General features: G+C 71.0%; 12 protein-coding genes. 11 read left to right on the top strand and 1 reads right to left on the bottom strand.

The annotated features are described in order from the left end of the window. Positions 1-171 precede the first annotated feature (171 nt). From ACZ6S8_RS24265 to ACZ6S8_RS24255, 3 genes are all read left to right on the top strand, one after another. The gene (locus ACZ6S8_RS24265) at positions 172-693 is read left to right on the top strand and encodes a protein-L-isoaspartate O-methyltransferase family protein (protein WP_469458973.1); all 522 of its coding nucleotides are present in this window, start codon (positions 172-174) and stop codon (positions 691-693) included. A 28-nt stretch (positions 694-721) separates the two neighbouring features. Next, positions 722-994: a hypothetical protein gene (locus tag ACZ6S8_RS24260; RefSeq protein WP_469458971.1), complete on the top strand. Its 273-nt coding sequence runs from the start codon at positions 722-724 to the stop codon at positions 992-994. Between the two features lie 273 nt (positions 995-1267). Then, on the top strand, positions 1268-1921 hold the full coding sequence (locus ACZ6S8_RS24255) for a hypothetical protein (RefSeq protein WP_469458969.1): 654 nt from the start codon (positions 1268-1270) through the stop codon (positions 1919-1921). Positions 1922-2505: 584 nt separating this feature from the next. On the opposite strand, the gene ACZ6S8_RS24250 is transcribed toward ACZ6S8_RS24255, so the two are convergent. Next, entirely contained in the window at positions 2506-3939 is a 1434-nt protein-coding gene (locus tag ACZ6S8_RS24250) for a pre-peptidase C-terminal domain-containing protein (protein ID WP_469458967.1), read from the bottom strand. Positions 3940-4271: 332 nt separating this feature from the next. Between ACZ6S8_RS24250 and ACZ6S8_RS24245 the strand changes: the two genes are divergently transcribed. From ACZ6S8_RS24245 to ACZ6S8_RS24210, 8 genes are all read left to right on the top strand, one after another. After that, positions 4272-5225 (top strand): ABC transporter substrate-binding protein, encoded by a 954-nt coding sequence (locus tag ACZ6S8_RS24245; RefSeq protein ID WP_469458965.1) that lies wholly within the window; start codon positions 4272-4274, stop codon positions 5223-5225. Between the two features lie 2 nt (positions 5226-5227). Then, positions 5228-6184, top strand: coding sequence for an amino acid ABC transporter permease (locus ACZ6S8_RS24240; RefSeq protein WP_469458963.1), 957 nt, complete (start codon positions 5228-5230; stop codon positions 6182-6184). Positions 6185-6192: 8 nt separating this feature from the next. Beyond that, positions 6193-6945: an amino acid ABC transporter ATP-binding protein gene (locus ACZ6S8_RS24235; RefSeq protein ID WP_469459077.1), complete on the top strand. Its 753-nt coding sequence runs from the start codon at positions 6193-6195 to the stop codon at positions 6943-6945. After that, entirely contained in the window at positions 6942-8162 is a 1221-nt protein-coding gene (locus ACZ6S8_RS24230) for a M20 family metallopeptidase (RefSeq protein WP_469458961.1), read from the top strand. The genes ACZ6S8_RS24235 and ACZ6S8_RS24230 overlap by 4 nt, the downstream gene beginning before the upstream one ends. Positions 8163-8307: 145 nt before the next feature. Beyond that, positions 8308-9594 (top strand): cyanophycinase, encoded by a 1287-nt coding sequence (locus ACZ6S8_RS24225; protein WP_469458959.1) that lies wholly within the window; start codon positions 8308-8310, stop codon positions 9592-9594. A gap of 124 nt (positions 9595-9718) precedes the next feature. Further along, positions 9719-10597 (top strand): MurR/RpiR family transcriptional regulator, encoded by an 879-nt coding sequence (locus ACZ6S8_RS24220; RefSeq protein ID WP_469458957.1) that lies wholly within the window; start codon positions 9719-9721, stop codon positions 10595-10597. A gap of 156 nt (positions 10598-10753) precedes the next feature. Beyond that, on the top strand, positions 10754-10927 hold the full coding sequence (locus ACZ6S8_RS24215; protein ID WP_469458955.1) for a hypothetical protein: 174 nt from the start codon (positions 10754-10756) through the stop codon (positions 10925-10927). A gap of 271 nt (positions 10928-11198) precedes the next feature. Next, positions 11199-12140: a magnesium and cobalt transport protein CorA gene (locus ACZ6S8_RS24210; protein WP_469458953.1), complete on the top strand. Its 942-nt coding sequence runs from the start codon at positions 11199-11201 to the stop codon at positions 12138-12140. Positions 12141-12380 lie beyond the last annotated feature (240 nt).

Below are 12380 nucleotides of genomic sequence, written 5' to 3'. Positions count from 1 at the left end.
GTTTCCGTACGTACGGGGAGTTTGCTGTGGCAGGGATCGTGGAGGGCAAGCACCGGTCGCCGGTCGCCGGTCGCCGGTCGCCGGTCGATGACGACGGATATCAGCCAAACCGGCCGGTTCCGCCGCCACCCCCACCACCGCCGACCGAACCCGGCCAGCAGAAGTAGGCCCGTGGCTCCCACCCCGCACCGAAATGCCCCAGCCGTCGACGGGCTCGTCGACCGGGCCACCGACCCGGACCGCTGGATGACCGCGGCCTACTCGGACGAGCCGCTCGTCACGCAGTTCACCAACGGGCTACCGTCCTCCTCGGCGTCGATGCCCTCGATGGTCGCCCGCATGCTGCTCCTGGCCGGGCTCGGCGAACGTCCCCCCGGCCGGGAGATCGCCGGCCCCCGGGTCTTGGAGCTGGGCGCGGGTACCGGCTTCAACACGGGCTTGCTGTGCGCCCTGCTCGGCGACAGGCAGGTGACCACCGTCGAGCTTGACCCGGTGCTCGCCGTCGGGGCGGAGGAGAACCTGAAGGCGGCCGGGTACGAGCCGAGGGTGGTGGTCGGGGACGCCGCCGACGGCCGGACGCCGGGGGGTCCGTACGACGTGGTCCTCGCCACCTTCTCCGTCGATCACCTCCCGCCCACCTGGCTCACCCAGGCCCGGTCCGGCGCCCGTGCCCTTCCCGCCCGCGGTCGGTAAGGGCACACCGGAGCGTTCGTCCACGACGGTGTCGCCGTGGGCGGTCGCGGGCGGTGACCTCGACGCCGAGTTCCACATCGGCCTAGCCGTACCCGGCGCGTCCTTCGCCTGGGACACCAGCGCCGAACACGCCCACACCCGCCTCGAGATCACCGACTCCACGACGGGCTCGTGGGCGACCGTCGACTGCGACGGACGGACCTTGGCCTCCTTCACCGTCGCCCAGGCGGGGCCCGCCGCCTCTGGGACGAGATCGCCGCGGCGCACCGGCCGTGGGAGGAGCTCGGCCGGTACGGCCTGAGCAGCGCAGAGCTCGCCACCACGGTGTGGGTGGACTCTCCCGCGATCCCGGTGGCTGCCCGCTGACCTGCCGGAACCCCGTGCGAACGGGTGCGCCGAGGCAGTAGCCAGAGCGAAGCGACAGAGGGGTTCTTGCCCGCGTTCTTCCCGGTCTTGATGGTCAGCTTCTTCGCGATCTCGGGAACGGGAACACTTCGTCCTTGAGGGCGATGGCAAAGGTTCAACGGCCCAATGGGGCCGAGGCGCTCTTGCGGACCGGTCCTACGCTGGAGGCATGGCCACCGAGCCCTTGCTGAGACACGGCCCCGACTCGACGGATCTGGTCCTGCGCGCCGGCCCGGCCGGGCCGGTGCGGAACGCGCTGACCTCGGCGGGGTCGGCGCTGTTCATTCCGCTCGTCCTGGGCGGGCCGACCCTGCTCGTCGCCCTCTGGATGGCGCTGGCCGGGGCGCGGGCGTCGACCGTGTTCGTGGTGGTGGGGGTGATCGCCGGGCTGGAGTACCTGCTCAGCTGGCCGGCGCTGACCCTTTCCCGGGCCCGGGACATCCTGCGGGTGGAGTTCGCGCCGTCCGAGGTGCCCGCGTCCCTGCGGTTGGTCCGGGCCGCCGGGCCGGATGACTGGCTGCCCGTCGACACCCTGCGCGAGGTGCGGCTGACGTACAAGGTGGTGGAGCCGTACCAGGGGGACCACAAGCCGGCCGTCTCCACACTCGCGCTGGAACTCCTCCTGCGGGGCGGCCAGGAGCGGCTCGCCCCGCTCCCGTTCGGCGGCGACCCGCAGCGGCTCGCCGACGCACTGGACGCCCTGCTCGGCCCGGCTGGGGTCGAGGTGGATCTGCACACCGAGCGCAGCACGCGCGATCGGCCGCAGCCCAACTCCGGATGGACCTCCGGCGGTTCGGCCTCGGCCGGCTCGGGTGGCGGCTGACCCCGGGCTGCCCGTGGCGCTCCCTGGTTGGGCGTGTTGAACCGCCGGGTCGGCTCGGCCGCAGCCGGGTCCAATCCGGCCCGTCTTTCGAAAAACTGCCCGGCTTTAGTGAGGAGATCGCCAAAAGAGGTATCCCTGGGCTCAGACCGTACCGGGGTTTCGCGACCCACACCGATCTCGTGGCATTGGATCGATCCAGGCCTCCCGAGTGGCACAAGGTCGAGCTTTTGGTCCGTGTCTGCGGCGAGCATCAAGGCGAACCTGATGTCGAAGGCGTAGTCCGTGAATGGGCCGAGGCCTATCGCTTGCCTCCCTGGTGAGTACGGCGGCGACCCCACTCCCGCGGGTGGGGCCGCTGCCGTGTCTGCGGTCCTTTCGGTCGGCCGGTGCGCCCCGGGCCGTCGACAACCCCCTGGCGGCTGACCGTCATTCCGCCGGCGGCCGATCACGCCCGCCAGAGGGATGCATCAGGAGAAGCCGCAGAGCTGACGGGTCCCTGCGGAATGCGGCGACATTCCATGGTGCCCGGTCGGCGCAGGGGCGTGGCCGGGGAGCCGACCGGAGTTCTTCGCCGCGCGTCGCGCTCAGGTCTTCGTCAGGGTGCACGTGTAGGGGGTGCTGCCGGACCCCTGATAGGCGTCGAGCTCGATGTAGTAAGTGCCGCTCCCTGCGGCGGTCCTGGTGAAGGTGAGGGATTCGTCCGTGCCCGCGCCGTCGTTGACGGAGCGGTCGATGGTGCTGCCGCCGGAGTCGAGGAGGTAGAGGTCGGCGTCGTAGGCCCCGTCGGGGATGGCGCAGTGGATGTCGACCCGCTCGCCCGCTGCGAAGGAGGCGCGGAAGTAGTCCCGGTCGGTGGTCGACTTCATGCTGCCGGTGAGCGAGGCGGGGGAGGTCAGCGCGGTGGCGTCGTTCGCGGTCGTGCGGGTGTCGTTCGGCTCGGTCTCGGCCAGCGTGGTCGTGCCTCCGGGGGTGCCGCAGGTGCTCTGGGGGGTGCCCGTGTAGAGGTTGGCGTCGGCGACGCCGTTGGTGACGCTGCGGAGGTAGTAGCCGCAGGTGGGGCGGTTCTTGAAGTCGTACGTCTGCCCGGGGCCCAGGCGCCATACCTTGTAGTTCGAGAACGTCAGGGGTTTGCCCGAGGACGCCTGCTCCGGCTGGTGGTCGCCCAGAACGACGTAGGCCTCCTTGCCGTAGAGGGTGGCCAGTCCGTTCTTGTCGAGGAGGAGCGAGCTGCCTTCCTCCACCCCGACACCCCAGGCCTTGCCGCCTGAGGTCCGGCCGTCCTTGATCGCGCGGGCCACGAAGGCCATGGTGCGGCCCATCCGGTCGCGGGCCCTGAAGTGGGAGTCGTTGATGACGCCGCTGTAGTGCTGCCACTCGAACATGCCGGTGGTGAAGGTGGCGTAGCTGTCGTAGGGGTTCGCGAGGGCCTCGGAGCTGGTGATGCTGCCCTTGCAGGCGTCGTAGACCACCGGGCTGTTGATGTGGTGTCCGGCACTGCCGCCGCCCGAGCCGCCGCCCTTGGCGACGACGGACTCGACGGACGCTTCGAGGGCGCTGCCCTTCCAGGCGGCGTACCGGCACTGGTCGCCGCCGGCGAAGTACACGAACTCGGCGTTGCGGACATCGGTGTTGACCTGGCCGTTGTTCCCGTCCGAGGCGGCGGTGAGGGTCCAGCTGGTACACGAGTTGACGCCGGGCAGGGCCATCGCCGCGTCGCATTCGGGGGTGGGGCTGCCCGAACCGGGGGCGGAGCCGGCGATGACGACGACATCGAGGCTGCCGGTGCCGCCGCGGATGGCGTCGAGGGCGGCGGTCATGGACGAGGCGATGATCTTGCCGTCGCCGTTCATGGTGAAGGCGGGCCCCTGCCAGGACGTACGGCTGACGTCCGAGGCACTGCCCAGGCGGATCCGGGTGGCAGCTGCCGCGGCGGGGTCCGCCGCGGCCAGTGAACCGGCCAGGGTGAGGAGCGCGACGGCCGCGGAGGCGAACGTCGCACGCCGGAATCGGGTGCTCATGGAATCTCCGGAGGTTGAGGGGGGCCTGCGCGGGGGCAGGGCTCGGCATCGCATCCCGGATCCGCCGTCTGCCCGCCGGATCCTCAGCATCGATGTGGTAGCGGAACTTACAAGCCAGCCTGAACGAGCGGAAGATGTATGGCGAAGAACGCGCCGTCCGGTAGTCGAGGGGCAGCTGGAGCCTGCTCTCTCGTGGATGTACTGGCTGGATCACGCTCGTTACCTGAACGTAACGAGCGATACATCTAGCCAGGAGAACGGGTCATCTGTAACTTCCAATGTGCAGCCGACGCGCCCATCCCGTCGGCCCGAGACCGAGAGGTTCGACCCTGATGCACACCCGTCTGACCCGTCACCTGCCCATGGCGCTCGCCGCCACGGCCGTGCTGGCCTCGCTCACCGCCTGTACGGACAGTGCCCCTGACACCGCCTCCGCCGCGGGCAACGAGCCGCTCACCGTCGCCGGGGTGGCGATCACCCAGGACAAGGCGCTGCACGACTCGCTGCCCGAGGCGATCAGGAAATCGGGCACGGTACGGGTGGCCACCGACGTTCCCTACGCCCCGTTCGAGATGTTCGTGACCGAGGGCAAGCCCGAGCTGACCGGTCTCGACTACGACCTCGGTCAGGCGCTGGGGGCGAAGCTGGGCGTCAAGTTCGCCTTCACGCCGCAGAAGTTCGACGGGATCGTGCCCGCCATCCAGGCGGGGAAGTTCGACGTGGCGATGTCGGCGATGACCGACAACAAAGAGCGTCAGGCGGTCGTCGACTTCGTCGACTACTCCGTCTCCGGATCCGCGATCATGGTGGTCAAGGGGAACCCCGAGAAGATCGCGACGCTGAACGACCTCTGCGGGAAGAAGGTCGCGGTCCAGGCGGCGACCAATCAGCTCGACCTGCTCAAGGAACACCAGGCGGCGTGCAAGTCCGCGGGACGGGCGGAGATCGACGTCCAGACCTTCCCCAAGGACTCCGACGCCCAGCTCGCCCTGCGCTCGGACAAGGTCGTCGCCCAGGTGCAGACGAAGCCCGCCGCGGGCTGGACCGCCAAGACCGCCGACGGGGGCAACACCTTCGAGGTCGTCGACGACCCGGCGGCAGAAGGCGGCTACGGAGCCTCTCCCAACGGGATCGCCGTGTCCAAGAAGCTCCCCGAACTCGGCGACGCCCTGCAGAAGGCCCTGCAGTCCCTCATCGACGACGGCACGGTCACCAAGATCTTCGACCAGTACGGCGTGGCCTCCATCGCCGTCAAGGAGGCCACCAAGAACGCGGAGGTGAACTGACCATGGCCGCCACCACCTCCGCGGAAACGGCCCGTGAAAGTCCCGCACCCGATGACCCGCAGGTCGTACCCGTCCGTCATTACGGACGCTGGGCGGCCGCCGTGATCGCCGTCACCGCGCTCGTCGGTCTGGCCGGCTCGCTCGCCAAGAACGACAACCTGCGCTGGGACGTCGTCGGACGCTACCTCTTCGCCGACCTCATCTTCGACGGTCTCGTCACGACCCTGTGGCTCACGGCCGCGGCCATGGCCCTGGGCCTCGGCCTGGGCACGCTCATCGCCGTCATGCGGCTCTCCTCAAGCCCAGTCCTCTACGGCCTGGCGACCCTCTTCGTATGGGTCTTCCGCGGCACGCCGCTCCTGGTCCAGATCATCTTCTGGGGCTACGCCGGCGCGCTCTACAAGAACGTCATGATCGGCGTTCCCTTCACCGACATCACCTTCCTCAGCATCGAGACCAACGCGCTGCTCACCCCGGCCGTCGCGGCCCTGCTCGCCCTCGGACTCAACGAGGCCGCCTACGCCTCGGAGATCGTGCGCGCCGGCATCCAGTCCGTCGACCCCGGCCAGGCCGAGGCGGCCCACTCCCTCGGGATGCGTCCCGCCCTGACCACGCGCCGCATCGTCCTCCCGCAGGCCATGCGCGTCATCATCCCGCCGATGGGCAACGAGACCATCAACATGCTCAAGATGACCGCCCTCGTCTCCGTCATCTCCGCACACGACCTGATGTCCAACATCCAGGACGTCTACGCCCAGAACTACCAGGTCATCCCGATGCTCGTCGTGGCCAGCCTCTGGTACCTCGCCCTGGTCACCCTGCTGGGCATCCCGCAGGCCTGGCTGGAGCGCCGGTACGGCCGCGGAACCGCCCGAGACGGGCACGTCCCCCCTCTGCGCCGCCTGCTCGGCGGCGCGGTGGGCCTGGTCCGTACGAACGGCAAGGAGGCCGCCCGGTGACCACTCCCATGCTCCAGGCCCGCGGGGTGCGCAAGCACTTCGGCCGGGTCGAGGTGCTCAAGGGCATCGACCTCACCGTCGAGCGCGGCCAGGTGTGCTGCCTGCTCGGCCCCTCCGGCTCGGGCAAGTCCACGTTCCTGCGCTGCATCAACCACCTGGAGAAGATCGACGGCGGCACGCTCGCCGTCGAGGGCGACCTCGTCGGATACCGCAGGCAGGGCAACCGCCTCCTCGAACTCCGCGAACGGGAGGTCGCCGACCGCCGGCGCGACATCGGCATGGTCTTCCAGCGCTTCAACCTCTTTCCGCACATGACCGCCCTGGACAACGTGACGGAGGCCCCGATCCGGGTCGCCGGTGCCGCCCGGACCGATGCCCGCCACGACGCGCTGCGGCTGCTCGAACAGGTCGGGCTGGCCGACCGGGCCGGCCACTACCCGGCCCAGCTGTCCGGCGGGCAGCAACAGCGGGTCGCCATCGCCCGCGCGCTGGCGATGAAGCCCAAACTCATGCTCTTCGACGAGCCCACCTCCGCACTCGACCCGGAGCTCGTCGGCGACGTTCTCGACGTGATGCGCCGGCTCGCCGACGACGGAATGACGATGATCGTCGTCACCCACGAGATCGGCTTCGCACGCGAGGTCGGTGACACGGCCGTCTTCATGGACGACGGCGTCGTCGTCGAAGCAGGCGATCCCCGACAGGTCCTCGTCGACCCCGAGCAGGAACGCACCCGCGCCTTCCTCTCCAAGGTCCTGTGAGCGCCCCCGCCGGGCAGCAGATCGCGCCTTCCGCGTCCCTGCTGCCCCATGCTCAGCGCCACCTCCCGTCCTACCTGCGCGACCTCGCCCACCTGGTGTCCATCGACTCCGGTTCCTACAGCCCGCACGGCGTCAACCGAGTGGCCGACTGGGTCCAGGAGCGGCTCGGACGGCTCGGCTTCGTGACCGAGCGGTTCACCCCCTCCGCGGCGGGCGGCGGTCCGGCCCTCGGAGACAGCCTCGTCGCCCGCAGACAAGGACGGCTGAGCGTCGCGCGGGGCGGCCGCCGGATCCTCCTGGCCGCCCACATGGACACCGTCTTCGAGGACGGAACCGCCGCCGAACGCCCCTTCGCGCTGTCCGGTGCCGTGGCCCACGGGCCCGGTGTCAGCGACGACAAGGGCGGCCTCCTTGCCGGCCTCATCGCGGTGGAGATCCTCCACGAGACGGGATGCGAGGACTTCGCGGAGATCGTCTTCCTGGCCACCCCGGACGAGGAGATCGGCTCTCCGGCCAGCCGGCCGGTCACCGAAGCGGCCGCCCGGGGCATGCACTACGCCCTCGCCCTGGAATGCGCGCGGGAGAACGGAGACCTGGTCATCGCGCGCAAGGGGGTGGCGGACTTCCGACTCACCGTCACCGGCCGGGCCGCGCACGCGGGCATCGAACCCGAACGCGGCGCCAACGCCGCCCTCACCGCCGCCCACCTCGTCGTCGCCCTGCAGAACCTCAACGGCCGCTGGAACGACGTCACCGTCAACGTCGGAGTCATCCGCGCGGGCACCCGCGCCAACATCGTCTGCCCCGACGCCGAACTCCGCGTCGAGGTACGCGCGGCGACCCTCGCGGACATCCGGCGCGTCCGGGACGCCCTCACCGAAGCGGCCGCAAGCCCGGCCGTGCCCGGCACACACGTGCACGTGGAACAACTCGACCTGTGCGCGCCCATGGAGGACACGCCCGCCTCACGCACCATGCTGCACCACGCGCAGCGGGCCGCCCGGGCCATCGGACTCGACATCGGCGCCACGGCCACCGGGGGAGTCGGCGACGGCAACCTCATCGCCGGCACCGGGGTTCCCGTGCTCGACGGCCTCGGCCCCGTCGGAGGCTGCGACCACAGCCCGCTCGAATGGCTCGACACCACCACCGTCGCCCCCCGGATCGCCCTCCTCGCCTCCCTCATCACCTCACTGGGCGACGCCCGCACCCACTGAGTACCCCCCCCCGCACCCGTCCCACCGCCCCTCACCGCGGCCGGACACAGCCGTGCTTCCCGCCGTCCCGCGCCCTCCCCGCCGACACCGCCCGGCGGCACTCGTCCACGCCACCCGCCCCGCCCGTACCGGAGGTACCCCGCCCATGCGCGCCCCATCCGCCCTCAGCCGCCGCGCCGTCCTCGCCGGCGGCACCGCCCTCGTGCTCGCGCTCACCGCCGCGCCCGCCGCAGCGACGGCCCCGACCCCCGGAGCCCGCGGCTCCCTCGTCCTGGTCGGCGGAGGCCTCAAGGACGACAACACCCAGGTCTACGGCGAGATCATCAAGCGCGCCGGCGGAGCGAAGGCGCGCATCGGCGTCATCACCGCCTCCTCGATCCCCGCCAGCCAGGACCCGGACGCGGAAGACCCCGAGAACTGCAGCAACTCCGCCTGCAACGGCGCCTACTACGCGGACCTCTTCACGAAGCACGGCGCGGCGGACGCCCAGTGGATCCCCGTCGACCTCGACCACATCGCCAACGCCGACTCCGAGGCCGTCGTCGCCCAGGTCAACTCCATGACCGGCTTCTTCTTCGGCGGCGGCGACCAGTACCGCTACGTCACCACCCTCCTGCACGGAGCCGCCCACACCGACTCCAAGGTGCTCGCCGCGATCCGCGCCAAGCTCGCGGCGGGCGCCGTCGTCTCCGGATCGTCGGCCGGCGCCCAGATCGCCTCCGGCCCGGACATGGTCACGGGCGGCGACTCCTACCGGGCCCTGCGCGACGGAAGCAGCCCCGGCTACTTCGAGGACCCCGCCCGCCTCGGCTACCTCCCCGAAGGCGGCTTCGGCTTCCTGCGCTCCGGCCTCATCGACACCCACACCGGCGCCTACGGACGGGAGGGACGCGCCCTGCGCCTGGCCGCGGACACGGGCCACGACCGCGTGTACGCGCTGGAGGAGAACACCGCCCTCATCGTCGACGCCCCCGGCACCGCCGGGGAAGCCCTGTCCGTGCTCGGCCCGCAGGGCGTGGCCGTCCTCGACCTGCGCCACGCGCGCGCCCGGCAGACCGAAGGCGGCTGGTCCCTCACCGGCGGCCGCTACACCTACCTCACCGACGGCGACCGCTACGACGCCCGTACCCGGCTCGCCATCCCCGCCCCCGGGAAGCGGCCCCTCGTACCGCGCGGCAACGAGCCCGTAGCCGCCAACAACGACGCCTTCCACTCCGTGGAGAACGCCGGCGGATCCCCGTACTCGCTGCGCTCCACCGCCCGGGCACTCGCCGAGACCCGGGCCCAGCGCACCGCCACCGCGACCACCTTCGAGAGCGGCCCCCGGTTCACCGTGACGCTGAGCAAGACACCCGGCTTCGCGGCCTGGACCACCGAACCCGGCAGCGCCCACAGCATCATCTCGCTCGGCATCGCCATCTCCCCCCGGTAGCCCTCGTCAGAGCCCGCGGGGCTCACAGACCCCGGTGGGTGCGGCCGCCGGGCGAGATGCCGCGTCCGCCGAGCCAGGGGATAGGCTCGGCGGACGCGGCCCGCAACCACGTGAAAGGAACCTCATGGCAGCCGGCTCGCTCGCCGACGACATCCGCACCAAGCTGGGTGACCTCAGCCCGGCCGAGCGCAGGGTCGCCCGAGTGCTCCTGGCCGGTTACCCCGCCTCGGGTTTCGAGACCGTGGCCACCATCGCCGAGAAGGCGGCCGTGTCCGCACCCACCGTGCTGCGCTTCGCGGGCCGCCTCGGCTACCGGGGCTTCCCCGACTTCCAGGCCGCCCTGCGCGCGGAACTCGACGCGCGCAACGCCTCCCCCCTGTCGCTGTACGAGGCCGGCGACTACGGCCGGCAGCCCGACCCGGAATCGCCCCCGGGAGCCGACGACCTGCTGGTCCGCGGCAGCGCCGTGTTCACCGCCGCCGTCGGCCAGACCCTGGCCGAGATCCCCCCGCACGACCTCGACCAGGCCGTCCGGATCCTCGGCGACCGCAAGCGGCGCATCACGCTGGCCGGGGGCCGCTTCACGCACCTCCTGGCCCAGTACCTGGCCATGCACCTCATGCAGCTCCGCGACGACGTCCGCGTCCTGCCGGACCGCGCCGTGGAACGTACGGCCCAACTCGCCCACCTGGCCCGGCGCGACGCCGTCGTCCTCTTCGACTACCGGCGGTACGAGGAGGACAAGGCGGCGATCGCCCAGATGACCCGGGAGGCCGGCGGCAAGGTCATCGTCTTCACCGACGCCTGGCTCTCACCGGCAACCTCCCAGGCGGACGTCGTCCTGCCCAGCCAGGTCGGCACCCTTTCCCCCTACGACAGCCTGGTCCCGACCCTGGCCGTCGTCGAAACCGTCATCGCCGGCGTGATGCAGGCCCTCGGCGAGGAAGCCCACCGGCACATGCAGCAGTCCGAGGACACCGCCCGCCGCGCAGGACTCGTCTGACGCCGACTGCCGATGCGCGGGACCCGCCGCCGTTCGGCCGGCCCCGCTCCCGGAGCACACGGGGGCGGGGAGGCCTTCACGGGGTCGACGTCAAGATGCCGACAGGAATCGCGCCGGACCCTCGCCAGGGTGGGGGTCCGGCGCGATCCTCACTACGTGACCATCGACTGGCTCCCCGACCGCGGCATCCGCCGGGCGACCCTCACCCTCGGCGCGGCCGGCCTGCCCGTCATTGCTGCCGGGATCCTCTTCGACGCCATGTGGCTGCTGGGCCTGGGCGTCTGGGCGGTGATCGTCGCGATGATGGTCGAGCTCATCTACCGGCCTTGAGGGCTGAGCAGCGTGCGCCGGTGCCGGCCCGGAGCCCGGCACACGAAGGTCCCAGCCACTGCTCACCCCGCACACCGCCGGGGACCGGGGGCTCGCCACCGGTCTGCGGGGTGAGCAGTGGCTGGTCGGGGGTAGGTTGCATGCCGGAACGTCGGGCGAAGGACAGAGGCAGTACATGGTCGCGGGGCAGCACGGCAGCAAGCGTGGGGGACTGCCGTCGGCAGTGGTGGACTGTGCACTCTACGAGGACGGGCACCGTATCCCCGGTCAGGTGAAGCTCGGCAAGATCATGGAGCGTGTGGGCCCGAAGGCCGGCTGCTTCGCGTGGATCGGCCTGTACGAGCCGACCGGAGAGCAGCTGCAGGAGGTCGCCGAGGCCTTCGGCCTGCACCCGCTGGCCGTGGAGGACGCTGTCCACGCACATCAGCGCCCGAAGCTGGAACGCTACGACGACATGCTGTTCCTCGTCCTGAAGACGATCGTCTACGTGGACCACGAGAAGGTCACCGCGACGAGCGAGATAGTCGACACCGGCGAAGTCATGGTGTTCGCCGGACCCGGCTACGCGATCACCGTCCGCCACGGCAGCGCCCCGCCACTCGACGATGTCCGCCGCCGGTTGCAGGAGAACCCACAGCAGCTGGGCTGCGGCCCCGCCGCCGTCCTGCACGCCGTCGCGGACATGGTCGTCGACCGATACGTCGATGTCGCCGACGCCTTCGCCGGCGATGTGGACACGCTGGAGAGCGAGGTCTTCTCCCCGGACCGGCCGGTTGACGCCGGCCGCATCTATCAGCTCAAGCGTGAACTCCTCGAATTCAAGCGCGCGGTGATGCCCCTGGCGCCGGCGCTCCAGCGCCTCAGCGAAGGCACCGTCCCGCAGGTCCCCAAGGAGGTCGCCGCCTACTTCCGGGACGTGGCCGACCACCATCAGCGGGTGAGCGAGCAGATCCTGTCCTTCGACGAACTCATCACCGGCATGCTCAGCGCCAGCATCGCCCAGCTCGGCGTCCAGCAGAACGCCGACATGCGCCGCATCAGCGCCTGGGCCGCCCTCATCGCCGTCCCCACCATGATCGTCGGCGTCTACGGAATGAACTTCGAGCACATGCCCGAACTGGGCTCCCCCTACGGCTACCCCGCGGTCTGGGCCCTCATGATCACCGCCTGCACGATCATCTACCGTGCCCTGCGCCGGAACAAATGGCTCTAGGTCGTCTCTTTCGGATCTTGTCGGCCGAGCCCGCGGCGTCTGGTGCCGTGTCTGGGCGTGCTGTCGGGGCGTTCGCGTACTGGGCCGTACGTGGTCGCCTCGGCAGTGCGGCCAGGCGCGGTGCCAGGCGTCGCGGGCCCGGCAAGATCCGAAAGAGACGGCCTAGACCGGCCTTCGCGGGCTGCCCCTGGCCCCGGCGAGGTTGCGGGCAGCGCAGTGGGGAGGTGGACCGCCTGACGG

The sequence above is a fragment of the Streptomyces sp. NPDC048461 genome, from assembly GCF_055587105.1.
This window is presented reverse-complemented; position numbering and strand designations above follow the sequence as displayed.